This is a genomic window from Microbacterium sp. T3-8, from assembly GCF_055398145.1.
Window position 1 is genome coordinate 350,551 of sequence record NZ_AP027918.1, and the last position, 26,060, is coordinate 376,610.

28 protein-coding genes and 1 tRNA gene are annotated in these 26,060 nt (G+C 70.0%); 15 read left to right on the forward strand and 14 right to left on the reverse strand.

Annotation, left to right across the window (positions count from 1 at the left end):
• Positions 1 to 53: 53 nt before the first annotated feature.
• The 6 genes from ACZ5Y9_RS01715 to ACZ5Y9_RS01740 are packed head-to-tail and all read right to left on the reverse strand — an operon-like array spanning position 54 to position 7,222.
• Positions 54 to 1,832 (reverse strand): serine/threonine-protein kinase, encoded by a 1,779-nt coding sequence (locus ACZ5Y9_RS01715; RefSeq protein ID WP_247624024.1) that lies wholly within the window; start codon positions 1,830 to 1,832, stop codon positions 54 to 56.
• On the reverse strand, positions 1,829 to 3,283 hold the full coding sequence (locus ACZ5Y9_RS01720) for a penicillin-binding transpeptidase domain-containing protein (RefSeq protein ID WP_247624023.1): 1,455 nt from the start codon (positions 3,281 to 3,283) through the stop codon (positions 1,829 to 1,831). The genes ACZ5Y9_RS01715 and ACZ5Y9_RS01720 overlap by 4 nt, the downstream gene beginning before the upstream one ends.
• Positions 3,280 to 4,665: an FtsW/RodA/SpoVE family cell cycle protein gene (locus ACZ5Y9_RS01725; protein WP_247624022.1), complete on the reverse strand. Its 1,386-nt coding sequence runs from the start codon at positions 4,663 to 4,665 to the stop codon at positions 3,280 to 3,282. Before ACZ5Y9_RS01725 ends, ACZ5Y9_RS01720 begins: the two co-directional genes overlap by 4 nt.
• On the reverse strand, positions 4,662 to 5,969 hold the full coding sequence (locus ACZ5Y9_RS01730) for a PP2C family protein-serine/threonine phosphatase (protein WP_247624021.1): 1,308 nt from the start codon (positions 5,967 to 5,969) through the stop codon (positions 4,662 to 4,664). The genes ACZ5Y9_RS01725 and ACZ5Y9_RS01730 overlap by 4 nt, the downstream gene beginning before the upstream one ends.
• Before the next feature lie 7 nt (positions 5,970 to 5,976).
• The gene (locus ACZ5Y9_RS01735) at positions 5,977 to 6,513 is read right to left on the reverse strand and encodes an FHA domain-containing protein FhaB/FipA (protein WP_247624020.1); all 537 of its coding nucleotides are present in this window, start codon (positions 6,511 to 6,513) and stop codon (positions 5,977 to 5,979) included.
• Positions 6,506 to 7,222 (reverse strand): FhaA domain-containing protein, encoded by a 717-nt coding sequence (locus tag ACZ5Y9_RS01740; RefSeq protein WP_247624019.1) that lies wholly within the window; start codon positions 7,220 to 7,222, stop codon positions 6,506 to 6,508. Before ACZ5Y9_RS01740 ends, ACZ5Y9_RS01735 begins: the two co-directional genes overlap by 8 nt.
• A 178-nt stretch (positions 7,223 to 7,400) precedes the next feature.
• Between ACZ5Y9_RS01740 and ACZ5Y9_RS01745 the strand changes: the two genes are divergently transcribed.
• Positions 7,401 to 7,483: transfer RNA gene (locus ACZ5Y9_RS01745), tRNA-Leu, on the forward strand.
• 86 nt (positions 7,484 to 7,569) lie between these two features.
• Here ACZ5Y9_RS01745 and ACZ5Y9_RS01750 read toward each other — a convergent pair.
• Complete coding sequence (locus ACZ5Y9_RS01750; protein ID WP_464472085.1) at positions 7,570 to 8,055, reverse strand: MarR family winged helix-turn-helix transcriptional regulator; 486 nt, start codon at positions 8,053 to 8,055, stop codon at positions 7,570 to 7,572.
• Between the two features lie 85 nt (positions 8,056 to 8,140).
• Between ACZ5Y9_RS01750 and ACZ5Y9_RS01755 the strand changes: the two genes are divergently transcribed.
• Complete coding sequence (locus tag ACZ5Y9_RS01755; RefSeq protein ID WP_464472086.1) at positions 8,141 to 8,932, forward strand: SDR family NAD(P)-dependent oxidoreductase; 792 nt, start codon at positions 8,141 to 8,143, stop codon at positions 8,930 to 8,932.
• A 69-nt stretch (positions 8,933 to 9,001) separates the two neighbouring features.
• On the opposite strand, the gene ACZ5Y9_RS01760 is transcribed toward ACZ5Y9_RS01755, so the two are convergent.
• Complete coding sequence (locus ACZ5Y9_RS01760; RefSeq protein ID WP_464472087.1) at positions 9,002 to 9,523, reverse strand: hypothetical protein; 522 nt, start codon at positions 9,521 to 9,523, stop codon at positions 9,002 to 9,004.
• Between the two features lie 80 nt (positions 9,524 to 9,603).
• Here ACZ5Y9_RS01760 and ACZ5Y9_RS01765 point away from each other — a divergent pair, with 80 nt between their 5' ends.
• The 5 genes from ACZ5Y9_RS01765 to ACZ5Y9_RS01785 all read left to right on the forward strand — a co-directional run bounded on the left by ACZ5Y9_RS01765 (position 9,604) and on the right by ACZ5Y9_RS01785 (position 13,704).
• Positions 9,604 to 10,401 carry a siderophore-interacting protein gene (locus ACZ5Y9_RS01765; RefSeq protein WP_464472088.1) on the forward strand — a complete coding sequence of 266 codons (798 nt, stop codon included), beginning with the start codon at positions 9,604 to 9,606 and terminating at the stop codon, positions 10,399 to 10,401.
• Positions 10,402 to 10,445: 44 nt separating this feature from the next.
• Entirely contained in the window at positions 10,446 to 11,435 is a 990-nt protein-coding gene (locus ACZ5Y9_RS01770; RefSeq protein ID WP_464472089.1) for an aldo/keto reductase, read from the forward strand.
• A 97-nt stretch (positions 11,436 to 11,532) separates the two neighbouring features.
• Positions 11,533 to 12,180: a hypothetical protein gene (locus ACZ5Y9_RS01775; RefSeq protein ID WP_464472090.1), complete on the forward strand. Its 648-nt coding sequence runs from the start codon at positions 11,533 to 11,535 to the stop codon at positions 12,178 to 12,180.
• Positions 12,177 to 12,971 (forward strand): hypothetical protein, encoded by a 795-nt coding sequence (locus tag ACZ5Y9_RS01780; RefSeq protein ID WP_464472091.1) that lies wholly within the window; start codon positions 12,177 to 12,179, stop codon positions 12,969 to 12,971. Before ACZ5Y9_RS01775 ends, ACZ5Y9_RS01780 begins: the two co-directional genes overlap by 4 nt.
• A gap of 154 nt (positions 12,972 to 13,125) precedes the next feature.
• On the forward strand, positions 13,126 to 13,704 hold the full coding sequence (locus ACZ5Y9_RS01785) for a DUF4291 domain-containing protein (protein ID WP_247624011.1): 579 nt from the start codon (positions 13,126 to 13,128) through the stop codon (positions 13,702 to 13,704).
• A gap of 24 nt (positions 13,705 to 13,728) precedes the next feature.
• On the opposite strand, the gene ACZ5Y9_RS01790 is transcribed toward ACZ5Y9_RS01785, so the two are convergent.
• From ACZ5Y9_RS01790 to ACZ5Y9_RS01805, 4 genes are all read right to left on the reverse strand, one after another.
• Positions 13,729 to 15,330, reverse strand: coding sequence for a hypothetical protein (locus ACZ5Y9_RS01790; RefSeq protein WP_464472092.1), 1,602 nt, complete (start codon positions 15,328 to 15,330; stop codon positions 13,729 to 13,731).
• A 37-nt stretch (positions 15,331 to 15,367) separates the two neighbouring features.
• Positions 15,368 to 16,354, reverse strand: a complete 987-nt coding sequence (locus tag ACZ5Y9_RS01795; protein ID WP_464472093.1) for a hypothetical protein — start codon at positions 16,352 to 16,354, stop codon at positions 15,368 to 15,370.
• On the reverse strand, positions 16,351 to 16,989 hold the full coding sequence (locus tag ACZ5Y9_RS01800) for an RNA polymerase sigma factor (protein ID WP_464472094.1): 639 nt from the start codon (positions 16,987 to 16,989) through the stop codon (positions 16,351 to 16,353). The genes ACZ5Y9_RS01795 and ACZ5Y9_RS01800 overlap by 4 nt, the downstream gene beginning before the upstream one ends.
• A 188-nt stretch (positions 16,990 to 17,177) precedes the next feature.
• The gene (locus ACZ5Y9_RS01805; RefSeq protein ID WP_247624006.1) at positions 17,178 to 17,390 is read right to left on the reverse strand and encodes a hypothetical protein; all 213 of its coding nucleotides are present in this window, start codon (positions 17,388 to 17,390) and stop codon (positions 17,178 to 17,180) included.
• 195 nt (positions 17,391 to 17,585) lie between these two features.
• On the opposite strand from ACZ5Y9_RS01805, the gene ACZ5Y9_RS01810 reads away from it, so the two are divergent.
• Genes ACZ5Y9_RS01810 through ACZ5Y9_RS01825 form a run of 4 tightly spaced genes read left to right on the forward strand, consistent with a single transcriptional unit; the run spans position 17,586 to position 21,346 of the window.
• The gene (locus tag ACZ5Y9_RS01810) at positions 17,586 to 18,497 is read left to right on the forward strand and encodes an ABC transporter ATP-binding protein (protein WP_247624005.1); all 912 of its coding nucleotides are present in this window, start codon (positions 17,586 to 17,588) and stop codon (positions 18,495 to 18,497) included.
• Positions 18,494 to 19,312 carry an ABC transporter permease gene (locus ACZ5Y9_RS01815; RefSeq protein ID WP_404596940.1) on the forward strand — a complete coding sequence of 273 codons (819 nt, stop codon included), beginning with the start codon at positions 18,494 to 18,496 and terminating at the stop codon, positions 19,310 to 19,312. Before ACZ5Y9_RS01810 ends, ACZ5Y9_RS01815 begins: the two co-directional genes overlap by 4 nt.
• A gap of 10 nt (positions 19,313 to 19,322) precedes the next feature.
• Positions 19,323 to 20,600, forward strand: coding sequence for a sensor histidine kinase (locus tag ACZ5Y9_RS01820; RefSeq protein WP_464472095.1), 1,278 nt, complete (start codon positions 19,323 to 19,325; stop codon positions 20,598 to 20,600).
• Positions 20,597 to 21,346 (forward strand): response regulator, encoded by a 750-nt coding sequence (locus ACZ5Y9_RS01825; protein WP_464472096.1) that lies wholly within the window; start codon positions 20,597 to 20,599, stop codon positions 21,344 to 21,346. Before ACZ5Y9_RS01820 ends, ACZ5Y9_RS01825 begins: the two co-directional genes overlap by 4 nt.
• A 254-nt stretch (positions 21,347 to 21,600) precedes the next feature.
• Here the strand turns inward: ACZ5Y9_RS01825 and ACZ5Y9_RS01830 are convergent, their stop codons facing one another.
• On the reverse strand, positions 21,601 to 23,019 hold the full coding sequence (locus tag ACZ5Y9_RS01830; protein ID WP_464472097.1) for an HNH endonuclease signature motif containing protein: 1,419 nt from the start codon (positions 23,017 to 23,019) through the stop codon (positions 21,601 to 21,603).
• 89 nt (positions 23,020 to 23,108) lie between these two features.
• Between ACZ5Y9_RS01830 and ACZ5Y9_RS01835 the strand changes: the two genes are divergently transcribed.
• From ACZ5Y9_RS01835 to trxA, 3 genes are all read left to right on the forward strand, one after another.
• Positions 23,109 to 23,285, forward strand: a complete 177-nt coding sequence (locus ACZ5Y9_RS01835; protein ID WP_247624000.1) for a hypothetical protein — start codon at positions 23,109 to 23,111, stop codon at positions 23,283 to 23,285.
• Positions 23,286 to 23,347: 62 nt separating this feature from the next.
• On the forward strand, positions 23,348 to 24,655 hold the full coding sequence (gene nhaA, locus ACZ5Y9_RS01840; RefSeq protein ID WP_464472098.1) for a Na+/H+ antiporter NhaA: 1,308 nt from the start codon (positions 23,348 to 23,350) through the stop codon (positions 24,653 to 24,655).
• A 35-nt stretch (positions 24,656 to 24,690) separates the two neighbouring features.
• Positions 24,691 to 25,062: a thioredoxin gene (gene trxA / locus ACZ5Y9_RS01845; protein ID WP_247623998.1), complete on the forward strand. Its 372-nt coding sequence runs from the start codon at positions 24,691 to 24,693 to the stop codon at positions 25,060 to 25,062.
• Between the two features lie 20 nt (positions 25,063 to 25,082).
• On the opposite strand, the gene ACZ5Y9_RS01850 is transcribed toward trxA, so the two are convergent.
• Positions 25,083 to 25,403, reverse strand: coding sequence for a DUF952 domain-containing protein (locus tag ACZ5Y9_RS01850; protein ID WP_464472099.1), 321 nt, complete (start codon positions 25,401 to 25,403; stop codon positions 25,083 to 25,085).
• Between the two features lie 51 nt (positions 25,404 to 25,454).
• On the opposite strand from ACZ5Y9_RS01850, the gene ACZ5Y9_RS01855 reads away from it, so the two are divergent.
• Positions 25,455 to 26,015, forward strand: coding sequence for a TetR/AcrR family transcriptional regulator (locus tag ACZ5Y9_RS01855; protein WP_464472100.1), 561 nt, complete (start codon positions 25,455 to 25,457; stop codon positions 26,013 to 26,015).
• The last annotated feature ends 45 nt before the right edge of the window (positions 26,016 to 26,060 follow it).

The window sequence follows — 26,060 nt, forward strand, 5'->3', positions numbered from 1 at the left end:
GATGACCCCCCTGGGACAACTGGACGTGATGTGTGGTGGAGTAAAGGCTACCCTCAGTTGCCTGAGTTCCCGCCGTTCCCACCGTCTCCGCCGTCGTCGCCGTTGCCCGGATCGACGGCCGCTCCCTGGATGGCGGTCGACTGCCCCTGCGGGGAGTTTCCGGACTCGCGGTCGCCGCAGAACGCCTTGTAGGTGCCGGTCACGACCTGCCCGGCCGTGCCGGTGTTGATCGAGATTCCCGCCGTGGTCTCGTTCGGTCCGAAGCTCTTCGTGGTCACGGCCGGCTGGCCGGGACCCGCGAAGGATGCGTTCGTGATCGTCACCTCGTAAGAGGAAAGGGTTCCGGTGCCGTTCGGGCAGGAGAACGCCGTCCAGTTGATCGTCGCAGAGCCGCCCTCGAGGAACGTGCCCGAGAACGTCGGCGCGTTGGTCGGGGCTCCGACCGCGGCCTGGTCGGCGTAGAGGTAGAGCGTGATGTCACTGCCCACATCCACCGAGCCACGGGGCTCCACGCGCTCGACAGCGCCGACGAGGTCGGCGGACGGGGCGACGGTCGTTCCGGTCACGCAGTTGGGGACGAGGCCCGCACCGCGTGCGGCGGCGAGAGCCGCGTCGCACGTCATACCCGGCAACTGCAGGGCATCGACGTCGACCGGCTCCGGGGCGGGCGTCTCCGTCTCTGTCGGAGTGGGCTTCGGGGTGGGGGTGCGAGAGGTCGACGTGCTCGGCGTCGGGTCGGCGTCGCTGTCGCCCTGGTTCATGAGCGCGAAGACGGTTCCGCCGAGCACGATCACCAGCAGGGCGATCAGAGCGACCAGCGGCCACGTCCACGGGCTGCGCTTCTTCTTCTTGCCGTCGGTCGCCTCGTCGTCGCCGGCTCCGGTGGGGAGCTGCGCCGTGGTCGGCAGCACGCGGGTAGCCCCGTCGTCGCCACTCGCGGTGAGGATGCGCGTCGCGTCGTCGGCGACGCCGCCCGTCGCGATGGCGGGCACGGCGATCGCCGCGGAGTTCAGGTCGCCGCGGCGCAGCGCCTGGGCGGCGCGTGCGACGGTGGCCGACGACGACGGACGGTCGCTCGGCTTCTTCGCGATCATCGCCATCACGAGGTTCTGCACGGGGATCGGCACGGTCGGCGGCAGCGGCGGCGGCTGCTCGTTGATCTGCGCCATCGCGATCGCCACCTGCGACTCGCCCGTGAAGGGGCGCTTCCCGGCAAGGCATTCGTAGGCGACGATGCCGAGCGAGTAGGTGTCGGTCGCGGGGGAGGCCGGGTGACCCGAGGCCTGCTCGGGCGACAGGTACTGCACGGTTCCCATGACCTGACCGGTGGCCGTGAGCGGCACCTGGTCGGCGATGCGCGCGATACCGAAGTCGGTGATCTTGACGCGGCCGTCGGGCGTGATCAGCAGGTTTCCCGGCTTGATGTCGCGGTGGACGAGACCCGCCGCGTGCGCGGCCTGCAGAGCGGATGCCGTCTGGGCGACGATGTCGAGAGTCTTGTCGGCGCTCAGCGCGCCGTCGCGCTCGAGCACGGTCGACAGCGCCTCGCCGGGCACGAGCTCCATGACGAGATAGGCGCTGCCGTTCTCCTCGCCGTAGTCGAACACGCTCGCGATGCCCTCATGGTTGACGAGTGCGGCGTGACGGGCCTCGGCGCGGAAGCGCTCGAGGAACCCGGGGTCGCCCATGTACTCGTCCTTGAGGATCTTGATCGCGACGGTACGTCCGATGACGTGATCCGTCGCCTCCCAGACCTCACCCATGCCACCGATCGCGATACGCGACTGCAGCTCGTAACGACCACCGAACGACACACCCTGCGTCGGTCTCATCTGCCCAGCACCGCCTCTATGACCTTCTTCGCAATCGGAGCGGCGATCGTGTCGCCGGATCCGGATTGACCCTGTCCTCCGCCGTCTTCGACGACGACTGCCACCGCCACAGCGGGGTCGTCCGCCGGCGCGAAGCCGGTGAACCACAACGTGTGCGGCTTGTTTCCGTTCTCAGCGGTGCCGGTCTTACCGGCCACGTCGATCCCGTCTATTCTTGCACCCTGCGCAGCGCCCGTTGAGACGCTCGCGACCATGGCATCCGTCACCTCGTCGGCGATGTCGGGCTCGAGCGCACGGCCGAACTCGGTGTCGTCGTAGGAACGCACGACCGAGAGGTCGTTGCCGATCACCTGATCGACCATCCGCGGGTTCATCACCAGGCCGTCGTTCGCGATTCCGGCCGAGATCATCGCGACCTGCAACGGCGTCGCCGTGACCTGTCCCTGTCCGAATCCGGAGAGGGCCGTCTGCGCGTCGTCGAGCGCGCGCGGGTAGCTCGAGGCGGTCGAGACGAGCGGCGTCTCGAAGCTCTGGTTGTAGCCGAACTTCTCCGCCATCTCGCGGATCGCGTCGTCTCCGAGCTTCACCGCGAGCTCGGCCATGGGGATGTTGCAGCTCAGGCGGATCGCCTCGGCGATCGTGACGGTCTCACCGCCGCCGCAGGTGCCTCCCCATGCGTTCGAGACGCGGTTGCTCGACCCGGGAAGCGTGTACGACGCGGGGTTCGGGAGCGTGGAGTCGGGCGTGAAGTCACCGCTCGCGTAGGCGGCTGCCGCAACGACGAGCTTGAACGTCGAGCCCGGTGGGTTGAGGTCGCCGGCGATCGCGCGGTTGGAGAGCGGCTTGAGCGGATCCTGCACCAGCTGGTCGTACGTCGCGTTCGCGGCATCCGCATCGTGCGTGGCGAGCAGGTTCGTGTCGAAACCGGGCGTCGAGACCATCGCCAGAATGCGGCCCGTGCTGGGTTCGATCGCGACGACCGCGCCCTGCAGCCCGCCGAGCGCATCGTAGGCGGCCTTCTGGGCCGCGGCATCGAGCGAGAGCTCGACGCTGAAGCCGGTCTGCGGCTGCCCGGAGAGGATGCGCTCGATCTCGGAGAAGAATGCGCTCGATCCGGTTCCCGAGAGATCGGCGTTCATCGCCTGCTCGATGCCGGTGCGGGAATCGAGGGCGGCGTTGAAGTATCCGGTGACGGGCGCCCACATGCCGGCGTCGGCATACACGCGCTGGAACTGATAGCGATCGTCGGACGGCACGGAGGTGGCGACGTTCGTACCGTCGATGATGATCGAGCCGCGCTGGATCTCATAGCTGTCGAGGCGCGTGCGCTGGTTGTTGTCGTTCTGGGCCAGCGCATCGGCGTCGACGACCTGGATCCAGCTGGTGGCGGCGAACAGCGCGATGAACATGAAGAGCATCACGATGCTCAGGCGACGCAACTCACGGGTCATCCGATCACCACCCTCGGTTGGCGGCGTACGCCGTCGGAGATGCGCAGCAGCAGCGCCACGATGAGCCAGTTGGCGACGAGCGACGAACCGCCCGCGGCGAGGAACGGCGTGGTCAGACCCGTCAGCGGGATGAGGCGGGTGACACCGCCGACCATGATGAAGACCTGGAGGGCGATCGTGAACGAGAACCCGATCGCGAGCAGCTTGCCGAAGTCGTCCTGACCGGCGAGACCGATGCGCACCCCGCGACTGACGAACACCATGTACAGGCAGAGGATCGCGAACAGGCCGATCAGGCCGATCTCCTCACCGAGGCTGGTGATGATGTAGTCGCTGTGGGCCAGGGGAGTGACCCATGGGCGGCCCTGGCCCCAACCGGTACCGAGCATCCCGCCGTGCGCGAGACCGAAGAGCCCCTGCATGGGCTGGTAGCCGGCACGTTCGGGGTCGACCTGGTTCGGGTCGAACAGGAACAGCCAGTTGATGAAGCGCCCGCGCACGTAGCTGAGGATCTGGGTCGCGAGCGCGACGCCCGCCGCCACGAGCCCGAGGCCGATGACGACCCAGCTGGTCTTGCCGGTGGCGACGTACAGCATCGCCACGAACATGCCGAAGATCAGCGTTCCGGTACCGAGGTCGCGTTGCAGCACGATGATGCCGAGCGAGATCAGCCACACCACCAGCACCGGACCCAGCTCGCGCATGCGCGGCCAGGTCATGCCGAGGAAGCGCGTGCCGACCGAGGTAAGGCTCTCCCGCGTGCGCACGAGGTAGCCCGCGAAGAAGATCGCGAGGCAGATCTTCGCGATCTCACCCGGCTGGAAGGCGAACGCCCCGCCGAGCGACACCCACACGGCCGCATTCGCGTCGGGGATGCGCAGGCCGGGCACGAACGGCAGCAGCAGGAACACGATGCCCGCGAAGCCGAAGATGTACGTGTAGCGGAAGAGGACGCGGTAGTTGCGCAGCAGGATCACCGCGGCGATCGCGCCCGCCAACGAGATGCCGGTCCAGGCGAGCTGCTTCGTCGAATAGGCATCCCACCCGGTGAACGACTTGGCGATGTCGATCCGGTAGATCATCGCGATGCCGAGGCCCGTGAGCAGGGTCGCGATCGGGACGACGAAGGGATCGGCATCCGACGCCACGACCCGCAGCACGATGTGCAGGGCGAACGCGAGCACGGCCAGGCCGCCGCCGATCGCGAGGATGACGGGGTCGACGGTGCCGAGAGCGCCGAGCTGCACGAGAGTGAGCGCGGAGCCCGCGATCAGCACGGCGAACAGGAGCAGCCAGAACTCGCGGTTGCGCTGCTTCTGCGGGGTGCGGATGCGCTTGAGCGCCTTGAGGACCGCGGTGTCGGCGGAGACGTCGGTGCTCATCCGTCGCCTCCGTCCTCGGCGGGAGTCTCGGAAGGCGTCGGCGTCGGTGTGGGGAGCGGGGTCGGAAGCGCGTTGGCATCGGCACCCGCCCGCAGACGATCGACGATGGCCATGGCATCCGACAGCGAGCGGGCCGTGATCGTGCGCTCGACCGACGCGCGCTGGTACTCCGGCAGGTTCGCGAGCAGGATGTCGGTGTCTTCGACGGGCGTCGACAGGGTGATCGGGCCGATGTTCTGCTGCACGCCCTGGAAGATCACCACGCTGTCGTCGTCGGCGCCGATGAAGTAGCGGGTCTGCGTCCAGCTGTAGGCCGCGAACGCGGCGAAGCCGAGCATCGCGAGCACCAGGAGCATCGCGGCGATCCAGCCGACGCGGCGACGGGTCGCGCGCCGACGATCCTCCTCGATGAGCTCTTCGAGGTACTCGGCGGCCGGTTCGAAGTGGCTGGGATCGTTGGCCGCCTGGCGCACCGGGTGCAGCCAGTTGCCGCGCGGGGCGCGCACGGGCGGCACGATGATGCCCGAGGGGTTCGAGGCCGCGCCGACGATCGTGGGCGTTCCGGAGGAGAGCGGATGCTGTCCGCCGACGTCGACGATCACGATCGTGACGTTGTCGGGGGCGCCGCCGTCGAGGGCCTGCTTGAGGAGGTTGTCGGCCGTGCGCCCCGGCGCGAGGCCCAGGCGCATCGCCTTGAGGATGCGGTTCTCGTCGACGACCCCCGAGAGGCCGTCGGAGCAGAGCAGCCAGCGATCGCCCGGCTGCGTCGGCATGACGAACATGTCGAGCTCGGGGTCGGAGTCCATGTCGCTGAGCACGCGCATGAGCACCGAGCGACGCGGGTGGTAGCGCGCCTCCTCGGGCGTGATGCGGCCCGAGTCCACGAGCCGCTGCACGAAGGTGTGGTCGGCCGTGATCTGCGTCAGGGCGTCGTCGCGGTACAGGTAGATGCGCGAGTCGCCGATGTGGCCGATGACCGCGTACTCGTCGACCATGATGATCGCGCTGACCGTGGTGCCCAGGCCCGCGAGCTCGGGGCGGTCCTTCGCGGCGCGGATGAGATCGCCCGCCGCGGTCGTCGCCGCGGCCTGCAGCGATGCCTGCGCGTCGTCTGTCGAGGCGTACGCCTGATCGAGCGGTTCGAGGCGCTGGATCGCGAGGCTCGATGCGACGTCACCGCCGGCGTGACCGCCCATGCCGTCGGCGACGACGAACAGGTTGGCTCCGGAGTACCCGGAGTCCTGATTGTTGGAGCGGATCTTGCCCGTATGGGAGATCGCGGCGCTCGAGCCCTCGAAGACCATGCCGGCGTCAGGCTCGCAGCTCGAAGGTCGTGGCGCCCACCTTGATGGGGGTGCCGAGCGACAGCGAGACGGGGGAGTTGCCGACGCGCTGGCCCGCGACGAACGTGCCGTTGGTGGAGTCGAGGTCCTGCACCGCCCACGCGTCGCCGCGCAGGATCAGGCGGGCGTGGTGGCTGGACGTGTAGTCGTCACGGATCACGAGGGCGGACTCGCTCGAGCGGCCGATCGTGAGGGTGTCGTTGCCGAGGGGGAGTTCGAGCCCCGCCTTCGGGCCCGAGGTGATGACGAGACGCTGGGCGGTCGCGACGGTCGCCGGACCCGTGGAGGGCTTGGCGGAGGCGGGCTTCGCCGAGGCCGGCTTCGCGACGGGGGCGGCCGGAGCCGCGGAGCCGGATGCCGGGGCACCCGCAGCGGCCTCGGCGGGGAGCTTGCGCACCTTCACGCCGAAGAGATCGGCGCGCAGCGAGTAGACCACGCCGAACACGAAGAACCACAGCAGCACCAGGAAACCGATGCGCAGGAGCAGGAGGACCAGTTCACTCATGGATGCCTCCGAACGCACGGGTGGCGTCGCTGACACGCGCAGGTACCGTCTGCGGCACCACGCGGAAGACGAGATCGGTGCGACCGATCGTGATCGTGGTGTCGGAGGGGAGGGCCGCTTCGCGCAGCTTCTGACCGTTCACCTTGGTGCCGTTGGTGGAGCCGAGGTCGCGCATCATGGCGCGCTCGCCGTCCCAGAGGATCTCGGCGTGCTTACGGCTCGATCCGGCATCCGCGATGGTGATGTCGGCATCCGTGCCGCGTCCGATGACGGTGCGCGCGCGGGTGATGCGGTGCCGGCGACCGTCGACGTCGACCACGGCCTCCCAGCTCACACGGCCCTCGACCGTTCCGGAGCTGACGCGCACCGTACCCGTCGACACCTTCTCGTCGGGTTCGAGCACGATCGAGAGCGGGCCGCCGAAGCTGTAGCCCTGCGACTTCGAGTGCTTCGTGAGCAGGGCGTGCAGCTCGTCGGTCAGAGCGCCGCCGAGTCCGCGCATCCGCTCGGCGTCGTCGGCGCTGAGGCGCACGACGTAGTTGTTGGGCGCGATGATGCGGTCGCGGCTGACGACCGCCGCCTTCGTATCGGCCTCGCGCCGCAGCGCCGAAGCGATCTCCACCGGCTGGATGCCGCTGCGGAAGGTCTTCGCGAACGCGCCGTTCACGGCGCGCTCGAGACCCTTCTCAAAGCTGTCAAGTAGTCCCACTGGGCTCCTCTGGCATGCCAACTGGTAGGGACATCGTAGCCAGGTGTGCTGAAGATCCGCCCCGCGACGGGCTCGGAGTCGCGGATTTCCGGGGTTTTCTGGGGTACGGGGGGAGTTTCTCGTGGGGTCGCGACGCGTGATAGCCTTACGAGGTTGAGTTCTTCGGAACGAGACACTCGCGCGAGTGGCGGAATGGTAGACGCGCTGGCTTCAGGTGCCAGTGTCCTTGCGGGCGTGGGGGTTCGAGTCCCCCCTCGCGCACAGCGAGTTGAAAGGCCCGGTTCCTCTGTGGAACCGGGCCTTTCGCGTGCGGAGAAGTCCGGCCGTATATGCGGCTTCGCGTCGTTTCACGCCGGACTCCACACACCGCCCGGCCCCGCGGCCTCCGCCACCTTCCGACTGATGACCCCCAGCTGCCGCGCCTGGGCATCCGTGAGGGTGTCGAACACGAGGCTGCGGATGAGCGCGTGGTGGGCGGGGGTCGACTCGGCGACCACCTGCGCGCCGGCGTCGGTGAGGATGCCGAGGGTGAAGCGTCCGTCACTCGGGTCGATCTCGCGACGCACCCACCCCTTCGTCTCGAGTCGGGAGACCGCGCGCGACAGGCGCGACAGCGTGCAGCTCGCGTAGGCGGCGAGGACGCTGAGACGCAGGGTGCGCTCGGGGGCGCTGTGCAGCGCGAAGAGGATGCCGTGCTCGAAGTGCGTGAGCCCGCTGTCGCGCTGCAGCTGCGCGTCGAGGGCGGTGGGCAGGCGCTCGAGCAGGGTGGCGAGCGAGGCCCAGATCGCGAGCTCGTCGGAGCTCAGGCCGTGGTCGGCGTTCGTGTTCGGCATGGCCCCAGGGTATCCCGAATTGACTTGCTTGAGCAAGTGAAAGCCTGTAGCGTGACTTGCTCAAGCAAGTGAAAGGACATCGAACATGGATCTGCGACTCGCAGGCAAGAAGGCATTCGTCAGCGGCTCGACCCAGGGGATCGGCTACGCCATCGCCGCAGCGCTCGCCGCGGAGGGCGTGCAGGTGACGCTCAACGGTCGCAACGCCGAGCGCCTCGACAGCGCCGTCGCGCGGCTCCGGGCGGAGCATCCGGAATCCCACCCGAACGGTCTCGTCGCCGACTTCGCGAAGCCCGACGAGGTCGCGCGCCTTCTCGCCGACCTCGGCGACGTCGACATCCTCGTCAACAACGTCGGACTGTTCGGCCTGGCCGACTTCTCGGCGACCTCCGACGACGAGTGGTCGCGCTACCTCGACGTGAACCTCATGAGCGCCGTGCGCCTGTCGCGGCAGGTTCTCGGGGGCATGCTCGATCGCGGGTGGGGGCGCATCGTCTCGATCAGCAGCGAGTCCGGCGTGAACGTTCCCGCCGACATGGTGCACTACGGCGTGACCAAGGCGGCGATGATCGCCCTCACCAACGGCCTCGCCAAGCTCACCCGCGGCACCGAGGTCACCGTCAACACGGTGCTCGGCGGACCCACGTACTCCGACGGGGTGGCCGCGACCGTGGCTGCGGTGGCCGAAGCGCAGTCGCTGCCCGCCGACGCCATGAAGCAGGCGATCATCGGCCAGAACGCCACGACGCTGCTCGAGCGATTCCTCGAGCCGACCGAGATCGCGAGCCTCGTCACGTACCTCGCGAGCCCCGTCGCCTCGGCGACCAACGGTGCCGCCCTCCGCGCCGACGGAGGCGTGCTCACCGCGATGCTGTGAGCCGCGAACGGATCAGCCGCGAACGGATCAGCGCGAACGGATCAGCGCGAACGGATCAGCGCGAACCGATCAGACGGCACACTCCTCGGATCTCTCGGTGATGATCCAACCGGTCACCTCGCGCGTCATGACCACCGTGCCGCAATCGCCGGAGGCGAGGTAGGTCACGAAGAGGGTGGCGTCGCTCTCTGTCTGCTCCTGGATCGTCACATCGACCTCGCTGCTCTGCGCGGTCGCGCGATACAGGTCGGCGGTGGCGGTGATCATCTCGGCGCAGGTGCTCACCGCGAACGCGCCGCTGCCGTTGAGTTCGGCGATCATGCGCGCGGCGAGTTCGGGGGAGAGACCGGCGCACGCCGCTTCGGCGTCGGGGGCGCGCGAGGCTTCGAGCCAGGCGAGGAAGCTCTCGACCGGGCCGAGGTCGCCGGACGGCGTTGCGCTCGGGAGAGGGGAGGCCGTGATCGGTGTCTCGGCGGCCGGGGCATCCGACGGGGCTGCGGGCGAGGGCGTGGCCGCGCATGCGCTCAGCACGACGGCTGCGGCCAGGAGGACCGCGCCCGCCATCACACCGCGTCGGGGCTGGAAGATCACCCGCTCATCATGTCAGGGCGCCCTCAGCCCTCGCATCCCGGGCAGACTGGAGGGAACGTTCGACACCCCGGGAGATGCAGATGACCGACCAGCCTCGTAAGCCACCCGCACAAGCAGTTCTCACCGTGCAGGAGGTCGAGCAGGTCAGTCCCGATCTGATCCGCATCACGGCCGGCGGCGACGGCTACGCGGACTTCACCGACAACGTCTACACCGACAAGTACGTGAAGATCCTCTTCGCCGACCCCCGTCACGGCCTCGTGCCACCGTACGACCTGGCGCAGCTGCGCGAGGAGAGTCCCGAGAAGCTCCCGACGCGGCGCACCTACACGGTCCGTTCGGCCGACCCCGAGGCGCGCCTGATCGTGATCGACTTCGTCGTGCACGGTGACGAGGGCGTCGCGGGTCCGTGGGCCCGCCGGGCGCAGCCGGGCGACACCCTCGTCGTGAGCGGTGCCGGGGGCGGGTATCGGCCCGAGCCGTCGACGCCCTGGCATCTTCTCGTCGGCGACCACACGGCGCTGCCGGCGATCTCCTCGGCGATCGAAGCGATGGAATCGGATGCCGTCGGCCACGTGATCCTGACGGTCGCCGACCCGTCGGACCGGGTGCTGCCCGCGGCGCCCTCCGGCGTGAGCGTGCGCTGGACCGCCACCGACGAAGAACTGCTCACCGCCCTCGCCGACCTGCCCTGGGCCGACGGCACCCCCGGGGTCTTCGCCCACGGGGAGCGCGGCACGATCAAGGAGGTGCGCGCACTGCTGAAGCAGCGCGAGGTGCCCCGCGAGTCGCTCTCGATCTCGGCGTACTGGGCGCGCGGTCGCGCTGAGGACCAGTTCCAGGCCGAGAAGCGCGAGCCGATCGGGCAGATCGAGTAGTCGCCGTCCGGCATCCGTCGAACATCCACGAGAAGGAAGAACTCATGATCGAGCCCGGTGACCACGTACGACTCGGACGATCGGGGCTGCGCATCTCGCCCGTCGTGCTCGGATGCATGAGCTTCGGCGCCCCGGATCGCGGCGCGCACGGCTGGTCGCTCGATGAGGAGTCGAGCCGACCCCTCATCCGGCAGGCCCTCGAAGCGGGGATCACGACGTTCGACACCGCCGACGTCTACTCCGACGGCACGAGCGAGGAGTTCGTCGGCCGCGCGCTCGCCGGCTTCGCCCGCCGCGACGAGATCGTGCTCGCCACCAAGGTGCACGGGCGCATGGGACCCGGCGCGAACCAGGCCGGCCTCAGCCGCGGGCACATCCTCTCGGGCATCGACGCGAGCCTGCGGCGCCTCGGCACCGACTACGTCGACCTGTACCAGATCCACCGGTGGGACCCCGAGGTGCCGATCGAGGAGACGATGGAGGCGCTGCACGACGTCGTGCGCTCGGGCAAGGCGCGGTACATCGGCGCCTCGTCGATGTGGGCGTGGCAGTTCGCGAAGGCGCAGCACGTCGCCGCGCAGAACGGGTGGACCCCGTTCGTGTCGATGCAGGACCAGTACAACCTGCTGCAGCGCGAGGAGGAACGGGAGATGCATCCGTTCTGCCTCGACTCCGGCGTCGGAGTGCTGCCGTGGTCGCCGCTCGCGCGGGGACGCCTGACCCGCGACTGGGACGAGACGACGAATCGCACAGGGAAGGATGCCTTCGGCGCGACGCTCTACCACCGCGAAGAGGAGTCCAACCGGGCGATCGTCGAGGCCGTCGCCCGTGTGGCATCCGATCGGGGCGTCTCCCGCGCGCAGATCGCCCTTGCCTGGGTCGCGCAGCAGTCGGCGGTCACCGCGCCCATCGTCGGCGCCACCCGTGCGGCCCACATCGACGACGCGGTCGCGGCTGTCGGCATCCGTCTCGAACCCGCCGAGATCGACGCGCTCGAAAGGGCCTACACGCCCCGCGAGGCCGAGGGGTTCTGAGAGGCGCCGCAGGGTTCTGAGGGGCGCCGCAGGCCGAGTGCATCGGTACGCTCGGGGGTGAGCTGCGAGCACACATGACCAAGGACGGTGATGGGCGATGAGCCGACCGGAGACCCCGCCGATCGCCGTCGAGAGTGCGCCGGTGCGGTGGTCCCGCTGGTGGGTGTCCTCGGGAGCGCTGTTCCTGCTGACGGCCCTGCTCGCCGCGTATCGCAGTCTGCCCGGCACGCTCGACGGGGGCGTGCTCAGCGCACTGAGCGTGGCGACGTCGGCGGGGTTCGGTCTCGCGTTGATCACCGCGGCGATCGCCGGGGTGAGGCATCCGTCGGTCGGGTTGCGCAGGAGCGCGATCGTCGCCCTGGGCCTTCTGGCCGTCTGGATCGTCGCCGGCCCGCCCCTGCTGCTCGCCGTGTTCGGCGTGTCCTCCTCGGCGCCCGTGTTCATCGACGCGATCGTCAAGATCGCGCTGAGCGGCGTGGTCGTCGCGGGCTTCACTCGCAGCACCCTGCCCGACCCGTGGCGGTACACCCCGGCGGCAGTGCTCGCCGCGGTCGTGCTCGCCTCGCTCATGGAGTTCTTCCTGCGCTCGGGAGCGGTGACCGACATGAACGCGATCGTGCTCGTCGCCAACGTCCTCCTGCTCACCCGGATCGTCGCGACCGGAGCGCTGGGGGCGGTGGCCCTGCGGGCCGCCCGATCGCGCGCGGACTCGGTCGTCGTGCTCGGAGGACGGGCCGACGCATGAGCGATGACGAGCTGCGGGCCCTGCGTGCGCGGGCCTACGGGCGGGATGCCGACATCGACGGCGACCCCGCAGCGATCGCCCGGCTGCGCGCGCTCGAGGCGCAGGCGGCACCGGCGGCGCTGGTCGTGACGGCGCCGGTTCGTGAGGTTCCCGTCGTTTCGGTCGCTCCCGCGCCGCCGGTCGAGGAGGCGGCGACGGATGCTGCGCCCGATGAGTTCGGCCGCAGCGGCGAACTCCCGCGCACCGGTGAGCCGTCGGCGATCGACGCCGAGAACGCGGAGCCCGAGCATCCGTCGCCCTCCCGCCTGCGCACCCTCTTCACGCCGCGGCCGTCGGCACCCTGGCTGTGGCTGGGCGCGGCGTGCATCGCGCTCGCCGCCTTCGGATCCGCGGCCGTCGCGGCGGCCGTGCGGTCGGCCGACCCGCGCTTGGTGGCCGAGATCGCGGTCGACCCGGATGCCTCGTGGCCCGAGTCGTTCGGCGAGAAGGGGCCCGACGCGGCGCTGTTCGAGGAGTTCGCCGGTCTGACGATCGCCCGCGGCGTGGAGTGGCTGTCGTTCGATGAATCGGACGCGATGTGCATCGTCGCGATCGACACGGAGGAGCTCGTCGGAGACTCCGGAGGCTTCCAGATCGCGGCCTGGGGGTGCGACGCCGGGTCGTTCCCGCCGGTGATCCGGATCGAGGTCACGTCCGCTCAGCCCCAGGCGCTGCGCGACCGCTTCGGCGACGGCACCGGCCTCGAACTGATCATGCGCGGCGACCGCATCGAGGTCTTCGCCGATCGGTGAGGAGACGGGTTTCTCGGGCGGCACCCTTCGACAGGCTCAGGGACCCAGGCTCTTCGCGTCGTCGGGCACGGCATCCGCGTCACATTTCGGGCACTGACTCGTCTTCCTTCCTGGGGAGCACGCGTTCGGCGTGCCGTGGAGGGGAGCAGGGCCGATGGCTCAGTCGCCGCGTATGTACGGCATCCGCGCCGATCACGACACCGACAGCATCGTGATGTACCAGGCGTACTCCGACGCGATCGCCGATGCGGCGCTCGCGAACGGCCGCTTCGTCACCCCCTTCTCGTTCACGCGGATGACGTGGATCAAGCCGTCGTTCCTCTGGCTCATGCACCGCAGCAACTGGGCGCGCAAGCCGGGCCAGCAACGCATCCTGGCGGTGCGCCTCAGCAGGGAGGGGTGGGAGACCGCCCTCTCGCGATCGGTGCTGACGACGTCGCATCCGGATGCCGTCGCCGACGCGGCCGTGCACGTGCAGTGGGACCCCGAGCGCTCGATCCGCGGTGCGGCACTCGACCACTACAGCATCCAGGTCGGCGTGGGTCGCGGGCTCATCCGCACGCTCGCCGACGAGTGGACGCTCGGGATCGACGACCTCACGCCGACCGTCCGCAAGATCGCCACGCTCGTGCAGAGCGGTCAGGCCGATCGCGCGCGTCGTCTGCTGCCCCCGGAGCGCGCCTACCCGCTGCCGCCGGCGCTGACGCGGCGGATCACACCCTCGGACCGCTGATCCGTCGGGCCGGACACCCGCCGCTCAGAGCGTTCTGAACTCGATCGATCGGGTGCGGCTGCGCATGCGGCGGATCGTGAAGACACGGTTCTCGCGCACCCAGCGCCCCGGACCCTCGGCCGGTCCCAGTGCCTCCGTCAGGTACTGCTCCACCGACGCCAAGCGCGCATCGTCATCGTCCGGCCGGGTGCCCGGCGCGCGCGTGCCCGGCGCCATGAAGAACGTTGCGCGCGGGCCGGGCGACGCGTCGAGGTACACACGCACCGCCGAGGGGAAGAAGCGCGGTGGTGAATCGGCCGCCCTGTCGAGCGGGGAGCGATCGTCGAGGTAGCGGTGGCGGGCTGCCCAGGCGGTGGCCTCCGCGCCCTGGAGCCAGTCGGCCGCGGCATCGCGCAGCTCGATCGCCGAGTACTCCGGCGACAGGCTCAGGCCGAGACTGCGGTTCGTGGCGGTGACCGCGGCGGTGAGGTGCCCGAGATTCCAGTGCTTGTCGGTGCCGGACGGCTTGCCGACCCGCTTCGTGACCGCGGCGAGCAGACGCCGCTCGAAGCCGGCATCCGGTTCGGCGGTGAAGACGAGATGGACGTACGGATGCAGCGACGAGAGCTCCGGTCGCACGTCGTCGGCGGCCAGGCCGTTCGCCTCGAAAGCCGCGAGGATCGCATCGGCGTCGCGCGATTCCCGTCGCCAGAGGTCGTCGATCAGAGCAGGGATCGCGGTCAGCAGGTGGTCGGGGGAGTACTCCGGCGCCTTCGGTCGGGCGGACTCCGACGCGGTCGCCGGGGCTGCGTCGCTCGCCGCCGGGGCCGCCGCCGGGGCCGTGGCCGCCGGGCCTGACGTGCCCGCCGGGCCTGCCGTGGCGACCGTGGCGAACGCGGCATTGACGTAGGGGCGTCGACTCGTCGGGGCGCCGGGTCGAAGGGTGAACTCGCGGGCGCCGTGCGCCCATCGCCCCTCTTCCGTGGCGGGGCCGAGCGCCTCCGTGACGTAGCTCTCGATGTCGGCGAGACGACCCGCATCATCGGCCGCACGGGAGCCGGGCGCACGCGTGGTGGCCGGGAGGAGAAGCGTGACGCGCGGGCTCTCCTCGTCGTCGAGGTCGAGGTACGAGCGGGGCACGAAGTGCTCACGCGAGGCGTCGGCCGCCTGCTCCGACGGCGACCGGCCATCGATGAAGCGGTGGCGGATCGCCCAGTCCTCGGCATCCGTTCCCTCGAGCCATTCGACCGCCGCCGCACGCATCTCGGTCACCGCGTACACGGCGAACAGGCGCACCTCCACGCGCGTCGCCGAGGCGATCAGTCCGGCACGGAAGCGGCCGATGTTCCAGGCTCGGTCGTCGCCCGATGCCTTGCCCAGGCGCTTCGTGACGGCAGCCCTCAGCTTGCGTTCGAGCGTCGCCTCTCCCGCCTCCGCCAGTCGGAACCGGAAGGGTGCAGCCGGCCGTACCGCGGCGACACGGGCGTCGTCGTCGACGGTCAGGCCCACCGCGGAGACGGCGGCGAGAAGGTCGTCGGGCCGCCGTGAGTCCCGACGCCAGACCTCTTCGAGGAAGTCGGGCAGCGCCGTCATCAGGAACTCGGCGGAGTAGAGAGGGGCTTCGTCGATCGCTCGCGTATCGCTCATAACCCCACCAGGCTAACGGCGTGCCGTGCGGCGCGCGCTACTCCTCGTCCCAGAGCGTGTAGCCGGTCACGCCCGCGGGGATGAAGTCGAGGGGCTCGGTGAGCTCGTCCTCGGTGCCGACGATGCGCCCGGTCTCGCGTGAGACGAGCACGGTGAGCCGGTAGAGCGGGTTGGACGGTTCGGCGACCTCGAGGCCCACCACGTCGCGCCCGAGTCGATCGGTCGTGCGGCCGAGCACGGTCACCCCGCCGGCATCGACGAGCATGTCGAGGAGGGTCGCGTGCTGCGCGTCGGTGAGCGTCCACTGCGACATCAACGAGACGATGGCCGCCCCGAGTTCTCCCGACGTCGGCGCCGGATCATCGCTCAGATAGGGGGCGAGCGCGGCCTTCAGCTCGTCGCGACTCGACCCGTCGAGGGCGGCCGTGGCGGGCGGGATGTTGAACTGCTCAGGCGTCATCGTGACGCGGTCGATCAGCTCCCCCGGCTCGTAGGGGCTCTCGCCGAGGCCGGCGGGTCGCTCGCCGTCCTCCCAGTAGGGCTCGCCGGCGACGATCGTCGTGACGCCGCCCTCGTCGAGCGTCCAGTCGATCGTGACGTCCTGCGGGATCACCTCGATGTTCTTCTCCGACATGTCGATGCTCCAGCCCCAGGTCACGAGCTCCACATGCGGTGCCTGCACCGGTCCGTCGCCGTCGGCGAGCGCCGCGTGCGCATCGGCGAGCACCGCGTCGAGCGGCTCGGCATCCGTATAGATGAGGGGCGGCGGGGTGAGGGCGACCGCCCGCTGGTCGGGAGCGAGCACGTTCACGGCGATCAGTGCGACGATCGCGCAGGCGGCGACCGCGGTGGTCAGACCGGCCGCCCAGATCCCGCGCCGGTGCGGCGCTCGCCGCGGGGCGAGGTCGCCGCGGATGATCCGCTCCCGCAGGGCGATGTCCTGGGCGCGCAGCGCGGTCTCGCGGGCGGGCGAGGGGTGCGCGAGCGCGAAGAGCTCGTCGAGCCGGTCGTCGGTGAGAGTCATGCGTCCGCCTCCTTCGCCTCGAGCTGCCGGCGCAGTTTGGCGCGTGCGCGGGTGAGCGTCGTCCAGACCGCGGCCGCGCTGCACCGGAGCACCTGCGCCACCTCCCCGGCGCTGAGCTCGTCCCAGTAGGTGAGCACGACCACCTGGCGTTCGCGCGCGCTCAGGGTGACGATCGCCTCGCGCAGGGCGAGGGCTTCGAGCGGATGCAGTGCGTCGGAGGTCTCCTGCAGGCCACGAGTGAGTGCGTCGATCGCCCGGCGCTTCGAACGATCGCGCCGGGCGGCGTCGCGCAGCTTGTTGTCGGCCGTGCGGATCAGCCAGGTGATCCCCATCGGATTCTCGGGCTGGAGCTTCTTCCACGCCACGACGAAGACGTCGGCGGCGATCTCCTCGACCTCGCTCCGGTCGTCGAGGAAGCACGAGAGGTGACGCCGCACCCGGGGCAGGTGCTCGTCGAACAGGATGCGGAAGGCGACGGCTTTGCTCCGCGGTGCCGGGGCGCCCGGTGCGCCCGTCGCGCCCGTCGCTCTCGTCGTTCCCGTGCGAGTGGCGTGAGCGCGTTCGCGCGCGATCCGGCCGTCGACCTCGGCGAGCACGACGCGCAGGCGCGCGCGAGGGTCCGATCGCAGACGCATCGCCACCCCGCTCCGTCTCTTCCCTGCCCCCTCACGGTACCGGGAGGAAGCACTCGTGCGCCCCGTGTCAGCCCCTCGACGGGGCGCACGAGCCGGCCCCCCGACTCTCAGTATCGATCGGGGGCGCGGAGCGGCGGCATCCGCTCTTTGGCTCGAACGGTCGATTCCTTACACACTTCTCTTCGGGGTCATGCGCGGCGATCGATCGCCGTGAGCACGACGTTGCCGATCGTCGCGACGACGACGATCGCGAGGCCGAGGAAGAAGACGGCGACGAGCAGGGTCGGCACCGGTTCGGCGTCGATCAGCGGATGCCGGAGCGTCCACAGCCGCAGCACCACGGCGGTCGCCACCGCCGCGAGACCCAGCACCAGCAGCATCACCCACACGAGTCGTTGCACGGTCTCCCCCCTCCGCGAGCGACGCTACAGCGCGGGTCGTGTGCTCGCGCGCCCTCTCTTTGCACGTACGACGGATTCCTGACAGGCGCGGCGGGTGGGACTCGGGGCATCCTCCGCAGGTCGTACGCCGGTCATCCGCAAGACGGTACCTGCGGCGGATGCGCTGGGGTCTCCGCCGCTCGTAGCGTGGAGCACATGATCACAGCAGAAGGCCTCACGAAGAGGTTCGGAGACAAGACGGCCGTCGATGACGTGTCGTTCACGATCAAGCCCGGAGCCGTCACCGGCTTCCTCGGGCCCAACGGTGCGGGCAAGTCGACCACGATGCGGATGATCGTCGGGCTCGACCGCCCCACGTCGGGCCGCACGACCGTCGGCGGCCGCGAGTACCGCAAGCTCGGGGCGCCGCTCACCGAGGTGGGCGTGCTGCTGGACGCGAAGGCCGTGCACACCGGCCGCACCGCCCGCAACCACCTGCGCGCGATGGCGGCGACCCACGGCATCCCCGCGTCGCGCGTCGATGAGGTCATCGACCTCGCCGGCATCGGATCGGTCGCCCGCAAGCGCGCCGGCAAGTTCTCGCTCGGCATGGGGCAGCGCCTCGGCATCGCGTCGGCGCTGCTCGGCGACCCGCACACGCTCATCCTCGACGAGCCGGTCAACGGTCTCGACCCCGAGGGTGTGCGCTGGGTGCGTCAGTTCGTGCGGCACGCGGCATCCGAGGGACGCACCGTGCTGCTCTCGAGCCACCTCATGAGCGAGATGGCGCAGACCGCCGACCACGTCATCGTGATGGGGCGCGGCAAGGTGCTGGCGGATGCTCCACTCGAAGACCTCGTGCGGGCCTGGACCACGAACCGCGTGCGCGTGCGCACCCCGCACGGTGCGGCACTCGCACAGCTCGTGGCGGGGCCCGACGTCGAGATCGTGAGCACCGCACCCGATCTGTTCGACATCACGGGCCTGCCCGCCGCGCGCATCGGCGACCTCGCCGCCGAGCGGGGCGTCGCCCTGCACGAACTCACCCCGACCACCGGATCGCTGGAGGACGCGTACCTCGCGCTTACCGGCGAGGCCGTCGAGTACCGGACGAAGGAGATCGCATGACCGCCCCGGCCCTCACCCCGCCCCGCGCCGCCGTGCCGCACCAGGTCGACACCCGCTACCGCCTGACCTTCGTGCGCGCGCTGCGCGGCGAGTGGATCAAGCTCACCACGGTGCGTTCCACCTGGTGGTCGATCGCGATCGCCGCGGCCCTCACCATCGGCATCGCGGTGCTCTTCGCCTCGGCCGTCGACATGCCCGGCTTCGAGCCGATCCAGGCGGTCGTCTCGCCGATCCAGTTCACGATGCTGCTCGCCGGCATCCTCGGTGCCATCGCGGTCACCGGCGAGTACTCGACGGGCATGATCCGTTCGACGCTCACCGCCAACCCGGGTCGCGGCTCGGTGCTGGCCGCCAAGTCGGTCGTACTCGCGGTGTTCCTCTTCGTGTCGTCGCTGATCATCTTCGGCATCACGGCGGCTGCCGTGTCGGCCGTCGTGGCCGGTCGCGACCAGGGCATCGACTGGTCGGACTTCGACCTGTCGTTCGGGCCGATCCTCACGGCGTCGCTCTCGATGGCCGTGTTCGCGCTGATCGGTGTCGCCTTCGGGTTCATCCTGCGCTCGGGCGCCGGGGCGATCGCGGCGACCGTCGGTCTGCTGTTCGTGCTGCCGATCGTGGCGAGCATGTTCTCGATCGCCGGCGAGGCCTGGAAGTGGGTGTCGGATGCCGGGATGTACCTGCCCTCCTCGGCGGCGCAGAGCCTCATCCTCTCGGGCGGACCGCTCGAGACGCCCGTCGCGTACCTGACGCTCGGCGCCTGGGTCGTCGCGACGCTGCTCATCGCGTGGGGCGTGCTGCGCACTCGCGACGCGTAGAGTCTGGCGAGTGATCACGACGCGCAGCCGCAGCGCCTCGGTCCGAGCCCCGGCTCGGGCCTCGGCCCGGGTCTCGGCCCGGGACGACGAGGAGCTGCGGCTGCCGCGTCCGCCCGGGGTGTTCCGGCGCTTCTGGGCGCGGCACCCCGTCGTGGGCGATGCGGTCATCGCGCTGCTCTGCCTGTTCCTCACGCTGACGCCGGCGAGCAGCGTGCGCACCAGCATCCCGGACCCCGCGGGCATCGTGCTCTCGATCATCGCGCTGGCCGGGGTGCTGGCCGCGTGCGTGGCCCTGTTCTGGCGGCGTCGGCATCCGCTCGTGCCGTTCGTGCTGTCGTTCGCGCTGCAAGCGCTGTTCGTGGTCGGCATCCTGCCGGGCGGCACTCCGCTCATCCTGGTCACCGCCTACGCGCTCGCCGTGTACGGCTCGTCCCGCGCGGCGTGGATCGGATTCGGGGTCGCCCTGGGGGCGCTCGTCGTCTGGGGAGGCGCCTTCGTGCTCGGCGGCGGGCTGGGGTTCGCCGACGCCGCGAACGCCGTGATCGGTGCGGTCATCTTCGGTCTGATCGGCACCCTCATCGGCGTCAACGTGGGCGGGCGCAAGCGCTATCTCGACGCGATCATCGACCGATCGCGGCAGCTGCTCGTCGAGCGCGATCAGCAGGCGCAGCTCGCCGCCGCCGCCGAGCGGGCGCGCATCGCCCGCGAGATGCACGACATCGTCTCGCACTCGCTCACCGTGATCGTCGCGCTGTCGGAGGGGGCGGCGGCGACGGCCGATCGCGAGCAGGCCCGCACCGCATCGACCGCGACGGCTCAGACCGCCCGCACGGCTCTCACCGAGATGCGGGCGATGCTCGGGGTGCTCCGCGACGACACGAGTCCTCTTCCGCTGGCGCCCCTCACCGCCCCGTCGCCCGAAGACACGGTGGCAGCGGCGCAGAGTGCGGGGTACCCGATCAGCCTGACCGCATCGGGAACACCCGTGATGTTGTCCGCACCCATCGACCATGCGCTGTCGCGGATCGTGCAGGAGGGGGTGACGAACGCCATGCGTCACGCTCCGAGCGCGACCGCGACCAGCGTGCGCGTCGAGCACCGGGCCGATGCCGTGATCGTCGAGATCGTGAACGACGGGGCGACGGAGCCGGGCGATTCCCCCGGCTTCGGGCTGCGCGGCCTCGACGAGCGCGTCGCGCACGTGCGGGGCACGATCGCGCACGGCCCGGTCGACGGAGGACGATGGATGCTGCGGGCCGAACTCCCGCTCATACAGGAGGACGCATGACCGAGAAGATCAGGGTGCTGCTGGTCGACGATCAGCAGCTCATCCGTCTCGGATTCCGGATGGTTCTCGAAGCCGAGAACGATATCGAGGTGGTCGGCGAGGCCGGCGACGGTGAAGTCGCGATCGCCCAGGCCGCGGCGCTGCAGCCCGACCTCGTGCTCATGGACATCCGGATGCCCGGGCTCGACGGCATCGCCGCGACCGAGCAGATCGTGCACCGGCATCCGCAGACCCGCGTTCTCGTGCTGACGACCTTCGACCTCGACGACTACGCCTTCGGCGCGATCCGCGCGGGGGCGAGCGGATTCCTGCTCAAGGACGTGCAGCGGCACGAGTTGCTCTCGGCGCTGCGCGCGGTGCATCGCGGCGACGCGGCCCTCTCGCCGCGGATCACCCGGATGCTGCTGCAGCACGTGACCCCGACACTGGGTGTCTCGGGTGTCTCGGCTGTGTCGCCCGCCTCGGCTGTCTCGCCCGCCTCGCCTACCTCCGTGGCGGCGGTGGAGGTTGCCGCCGACCGGGGAGATGCGGCCGCCTCTCTTCTCGAGTCGCTCACCGACCGCGAGCGCGACGTCTTCCTCGCTCTCGCCCGGGGTCTCAGCAATGCCGAGATCGGTGACAGCCTCTTCGTGACGGAGTCGACGGTCAAGACGCACGTCGGCCGCGTGCTCGCCAAGCTCGGTGCTCGCGACCGCATCCACGCCGTGATCCTGGCGCACCGTGCGGGGCTCGTCGTCGGCGACTGACCGAGAATCGCGGCGGATCGGCCCCGCGTGACGTCGATGAGGCGCGTGATGCGCTCGGCGTCGATGAGGTGCGCGAGGTCGATGAGGCGCGCGGGGTCGAGGGACGCGCGACACCGAGGGGCGTTCGACGTCGAGGGGGTGCGCGACGTTGATGCGAGGCGACGCGACGCGCGCAGCACGCGTCACACGAAGAGCACGCGCCACACGAAGAGCACGCGCCACACGAAGAGCACGCGCCGCCCAGAGAGCACGCGTCAGACGAACATCACGCGACGCGGAGCGCGGTCGGCATGGATGCGGCCGAGGGGGCTGGTCCACTCGATGGTGCCGTCGGGTCTGGAGCGCGCGGTCCAACGGTGGTCGGAGTCGATGTCGGGATGTTTGAGCTGGTGGTGACTCCTGCAGAAGTGGGCGAGGTTGTCGATCGCCGTTCTGCCGCCCTGGGCGTGGTCGTGGTTGTGGTCGATCTCGCAGCGGTGAACGGGCATGCGGCAGCCGGGGAAGCGGCAGTGTTGATCCCTCGCGCGGAGGTATCGGCGCATGCCCTCGGTGGGAGTGTAGGTGTCGGTTTCGGTGACCATGCCGCTGGCGTCGAGGAAGAGACGGCTCCAGCCGTTGTTGCGGCCGGCAAGGGCGCGGGCGATGTCGGGGTCGAGGGGGCCGTGGCCGTCGAGTTCGGCAGGGTGGTCGTCGAGTCCGGCGAGGGTGGTCGCGGCGATCGTCACCTGGATGCGTGCCTGCACCCCGTCGAGGTCGTTGCCGAGTGCGGGACTGGGCGAGGCTGCGAGCAGCAGGTCGCTGAACAGGTCGGCCCGGACCTGATCGATGGTCCGCTCGTCGTCAGGAACACTGATGCTCTCGGGAGCCGCAGGTGATGCGAGTGGGTCGATGGTAAAAGTGGAGTCCTCGCCGAAGATGACACCGGCGAGCGGGTCGTCCGGCGCGATGTGTTCGGGCAGGATCACGTCTTCCGGATCTTCGCCGTCGAGGAACGTCGGTGCGGGTGCGTCATCGCGGGCCCGGATCACCTCTCGTGCCATGCGCGTGATGCGGTCCTGGATCGCCACGGCGAGCGTCTCGGGCAGTACCGCGGTGAGCAGGGCGAGTCCGTCGTCGAGCGACCGCACGGTCACACTGCGTTCGGAGGCTGCTCGTCGGTGCCGTTCGAGGAGCGTCTCACCGGCGAGGGCCGCGGCGACCTGCCGGGCGTGCGCGCGGGTGCGGGCGGGCGAGTCGGCTTCGGCGACCACGAGTACCGCGGTCTCGTAGAGGCCCAGCACCGCGGCATCCGCCCGACCGTTGCGCACCGCCTCGCGCACCACGGACGCTGCTCTCACCATTTCGCGCACGTGCGCGGCGGTCACTCGTCCCGCGGTGAACGCCCCCTCGACCGCCGGCATGCTCTGCAGAGCCAGCGCGTCGGAGAACGCGAACTCCACCGCACCCCGCGACAGGTGTCCCGCCGCGGAGTACTCCGCGATCATCGACCGGTAGATCGCATCGCGGTGATACGGATGCTCCGCGACCTCCGCATCGTGCTCGCCGATCCGCTCGCCCAGCAACGCGGTCGCCTGCGCTTCGAGCTCGGCGATCCGCCGCCGCACCTCCACCCACGCGTCGAGCAGACGACCGCGTTCGACCCTGTCGAGGGAAGTCGCGGCGTCTGATGTCATGCTCCGAGTTTAGTACATATGTTCGATTCGAGCAAGCATCCGAGCCAGGAGATCGGGTCTCGTTCAGCCCCGACCAGTACCCTGGCTGCATGCCCTCCCTCGTCGCCGCAGGTTCGACGCGCGCTCCGCGCCGCCTGGCGTCGGCGACCCCGATGGGGGAGTGGATGCGCGTCGTGATGCACCCCGGCACCAACGGATGGACGAGCGTCTGGGGAACGATCTCGCACGGCGAGATCGCCGGCTGCCCGCCACCTCGTCGACCTTAGGCCGCGCCTCACCGGGGCGGCCGAACGTTTCGTCGACCACTCCCACTTCTCGAGGTACCCCTGTGTCTTCTTCCCGTCTTCGTCTTGCCCCGCACGAGCTGTGGCGAGGCATCCGTTCCACCGCCCGCAGCGACGTCTTCGGTGGCGCGCTGCTCCTCGCCGCCACCATCGCCGCGGTCGTCCTCGCCAACTCTCCGGCCGCACCCTGGTACGAGGCCGTTCGCGACTTCACCTTCGGCATCCCCGCGCTGCATCTCGAACTGAGCGTCGGTGCCTGGGCGGCCGATGGACTCCTGGCCATCTTCTTCTTCGTCGTCGGACTCGAGCTGAAGGAGGAGTTCGTCGCGGGTCGGTTGCGCGATCCCCGGCGAGCGGCGCTCCCGATCGCGGCGGCGATCGGCGGTGTCGTCGTTCCGGCCCTGTTCTTCCTGATCGTCAACGCGTCGAGCGATGCGGAGGTGTTGCGCGGCTGGGCCATTCCCACGGCGACCGACATCGCCTTCGCGGTCGCGGTCATCGCCGTGGTCGGTCGATTCCTGCCGCCGGCACTGCGCGTCTTCCTCCTCACTCTTGCCATCGTCGACGACCTGATCGCGATCACGATCATCGCGACCTTCTACACCGAGTCGATCAGTCTGCCGCTGCTCGTGCTCGCGCTCCTCCCGCTCGCCGGTTTCGCCTTCGCGGTGCAGCGGGGCGTGCGCGCGTGGTGGATCCTGCTGCCGCTGGCGATCGCGGTCTGGGTCTGCGTGCATGCGGCCGGTGTGCACGCCACCGTCGCCGGGGTGCTGCTCGGATTCGTCGTTCCCGTGCTGCCGACCGAGCGGGCGCGTGTCGCCGTCGGTGAGGATGACGACGGCACGCAATATGACGGCTTCGCGGCGCATTTCGCCGACCGCTGGGGAGTCGTCGCGACGCTCTTCGCCGTGCCGGTCTTCGCCTTCTTCGCGGCGGGTGTGAGCATCGGCGGGATCGACGGACTCCTCTCGGCGCTGCGCGACCCGATCACGATCGGCATCATGATGGGCCTCGTCGTGGGCAAGCCGATCGGCATCCTCGTCACGACGTTCCTGCTGAGTCGCATCCCTGCGCTCCGTCTCGACGCGTCGCTGCGGTGGCCCGATCTGGCGGGCATGTCGTTCCTGGCGGGCATCGGGTTCACGGTTTCGCTCCTCGTCGGCGAGCTCGCCTACGGCTCGTCGTCGGTCGCCGACGAGCACGTCAAGATCGGGGTGCTGCTCGGATCGTTCCTGGCCGCGGTTCTCGGCGGTGCGGTGCTGGGCGTTCGGAATTCGCGTGCGCGTGCGGAGCTGGACCCCGCGGGACGACGGCCGGATGCCGACGGCCCGCAGCCGCCCCGGCATCCGTAGGCTGGTCGGAAGCCACTCGACGAAAAGGACACCCCATGGCAACGACAGCGCTCAGCAGTGCGGACTTCGCACAGACGGTCGAGAAGGACGGCATCGTGCTCGTCGACTTCTGGGCGGAATGGTGCGGCCCCTGCCGGATGTTCGGCCCGATCTTCGAGGGGGCGTCGGAGCAGCACCCCGACATCACCTTCGCGAAGGTCGACACCGAGGCGAACCAGGACCTCTCGCGCGCTGCGGGCATCGTCTCGATCCCGACGCTGATGGCTTTCCGCGACAACATCCTGGTCTTCTCGCAGGCCGGCGCCCTGCCCGCCCCGGCTCTCGAGAACCTCATCGGCCAGGTGCGCGCCCTCGACATGGACGCCGTCCGCGCTCAGATCGCGGAGGCGGAGGCGGCGGCCGAGTAGTCGCCCGCGAGGGGCATCCCTCACCGCACGATCGGACTCTCGGCGGCGATCACCTCGCTCGACATCGGCAACTCGCCCAGGATGCGAGGCGCACCGTCGACCCATTCGACCCGCACGCCCTGTGCCTCGAGCGCCTCGACGTCGATCTCGATGTCGAGGAGTGGAAGCCGGAGATCGCCGAACCGTCGCGCGACGACCTCGCTCACGCGATCGGCCGTGGTCGCGTGGATGAATCCCACGTCGTCGAGATGCATCCCGCGCGTCGAGACGACGTACTCGCCGAATCCGCGACTCATCTCCCAGTCGTCCTGGATGGCGATGTGATGGATGTGATTGCCCAACGCTCCTCCTTAATGAAACGCAACCGTTGCATTAAACGCTAGGCTACTCCTATGACAGGAAAGCGCGGACGACCCTCGGCCGCCGAGAGGCTCGAACGTCACGAGCGGATCGTCGAGCTCGTCGTCTCGCTCCTCGCGTCCGAGGGGTACGACGCCGTGACCTTCGACCGCATCGCCGCCGACGCGCACGTCGCCAAGCGCACTCTCTACAGCGAGTACGGTGACCGGCTCGGACTGATGCGCGCCGCCGTGCGCCGACAGCACGCCTATGCAGACGAGGCATGGCGATCGGTGGGCGGGGTGCGCGAAGCATCCGTCGCCGTGGTGAGCCACCTCCTGGCCGACGATGCGATCGCCGTTCATCGCGCGCTCATCGGGGCGGCAGGAGCCGATGCGACGCTCGCCGCGGAGTTCTACGACGAGGGGCCGGGTCGGGCGCAGCGATTCCTCGGCGAGTACCTGCCGGTGGATGCCGTCGTCCCCGCCGACCTCCTCTTCTCCGCGCTGCTCGGCGAACCGCACCGCCGGCGCCTGCTCGGGCTCGATGCGGCACCGTCGGCCACGACGGTTTCCGCGCACGTGGACCGCACGCTCGCCGCACTCGGCCTGTGACGACGGGCGTTCGGGGCGTCCCCTCCATCACACCCCGCGAATGCG

What these genes read in the sequence shown, in the direction of transcription:
- ACZ5Y9_RS01715 (WP_247624024.1), bottom strand. Translation starts at nt 1,832, where the DNA reads ATGAGACCGACGCAGGGTGTGTCGTTCGGTGGTCGTTACGAGCTGCAG.
- ACZ5Y9_RS01810 (WP_247624005.1), top strand. Translation starts at nt 17,586, where the DNA reads ATGATCACAGCAGAAGGCCTCACGAAGAGGTTCGGAGACAAGACGGCC.
- ACZ5Y9_RS01830 (WP_464472097.1), bottom strand. Translation starts at nt 23,019, where the DNA reads ATGACATCAGACGCCGCGACTTCCCTCGACAGGGTCGAACGCGGTCGT.
- ACZ5Y9_RS01730 (WP_247624021.1), bottom strand. Translation starts at nt 5,969, where the DNA reads ATGGTCTTCGAGGGCTCGAGCGCCGCGATCTCCCATACGGGCAAGATC.
- ACZ5Y9_RS01770 (WP_464472089.1), top strand. Translation starts at nt 10,446, where the DNA reads ATGATCGAGCCCGGTGACCACGTACGACTCGGACGATCGGGGCTGCGC.
- ACZ5Y9_RS01790 (WP_464472092.1), bottom strand. Translation starts at nt 15,330, where the DNA reads ATGAGCGATACGCGAGCGATCGACGAAGCCCCTCTCTACTCCGCCGAG.
- ACZ5Y9_RS01780 (WP_464472091.1), top strand. Translation starts at nt 12,177, where the DNA reads ATGAGCGATGACGAGCTGCGGGCCCTGCGTGCGCGGGCCTACGGGCGG.
- ACZ5Y9_RS01720 (WP_247624023.1), bottom strand. Translation starts at nt 3,283, where the DNA reads ATGACCCGTGAGTTGCGTCGCCTGAGCATCGTGATGCTCTTCATGTTC.
- trxA (WP_247623998.1), top strand. Translation starts at nt 24,691, where the DNA reads ATGGCAACGACAGCGCTCAGCAGTGCGGACTTCGCACAGACGGTCGAG.
- ACZ5Y9_RS01855 (WP_464472100.1), top strand. Translation starts at nt 25,455, where the DNA reads ATGACAGGAAAGCGCGGACGACCCTCGGCCGCCGAGAGGCTCGAACGT.
- ACZ5Y9_RS01795 (WP_464472093.1), bottom strand. Translation starts at nt 16,354, where the DNA reads ATGACTCTCACCGACGACCGGCTCGACGAGCTCTTCGCGCTCGCGCAC.
- ACZ5Y9_RS01755 (WP_464472086.1), top strand. Translation starts at nt 8,141, where the DNA reads ATGGATCTGCGACTCGCAGGCAAGAAGGCATTCGTCAGCGGCTCGACC.
- ACZ5Y9_RS01825 (WP_464472096.1), top strand. Translation starts at nt 20,597, where the DNA reads ATGACCGAGAAGATCAGGGTGCTGCTGGTCGACGATCAGCAGCTCATC.
- ACZ5Y9_RS01800 (WP_464472094.1), bottom strand. Translation starts at nt 16,989, where the DNA reads ATGCGTCTGCGATCGGACCCTCGCGCGCGCCTGCGCGTCGTGCTCGCC.
- ACZ5Y9_RS01835 (WP_247624000.1), top strand. Translation starts at nt 23,109, where the DNA reads ATGCCCTCCCTCGTCGCCGCAGGTTCGACGCGCGCTCCGCGCCGCCTG.
- ACZ5Y9_RS01735 (WP_247624020.1), bottom strand. Translation starts at nt 6,513, where the DNA reads ATGAGTGAACTGGTCCTCCTGCTCCTGCGCATCGGTTTCCTGGTGCTG.
- ACZ5Y9_RS01785 (WP_247624011.1), top strand. Translation starts at nt 13,126, where the DNA reads ATGGCTCAGTCGCCGCGTATGTACGGCATCCGCGCCGATCACGACACC.
- ACZ5Y9_RS01725 (WP_247624022.1), bottom strand. Translation starts at nt 4,665, where the DNA reads ATGAGCACCGACGTCTCCGCCGACACCGCGGTCCTCAAGGCGCTCAAG.
- ACZ5Y9_RS01750 (WP_464472085.1), bottom strand. Translation starts at nt 8,055, where the DNA reads ATGCCGAACACGAACGCCGACCACGGCCTGAGCTCCGACGAGCTCGCG.
- ACZ5Y9_RS01815 (WP_404596940.1), top strand. Translation starts at nt 18,494, where the DNA reads ATGACCGCCCCGGCCCTCACCCCGCCCCGCGCCGCCGTGCCGCACCAG.
- ACZ5Y9_RS01765 (WP_464472088.1), top strand. Translation starts at nt 9,604, where the DNA reads ATGACCGACCAGCCTCGTAAGCCACCCGCACAAGCAGTTCTCACCGTG.
- ACZ5Y9_RS01775 (WP_464472090.1), top strand. Translation starts at nt 11,533, where the DNA reads ATGAGCCGACCGGAGACCCCGCCGATCGCCGTCGAGAGTGCGCCGGTG.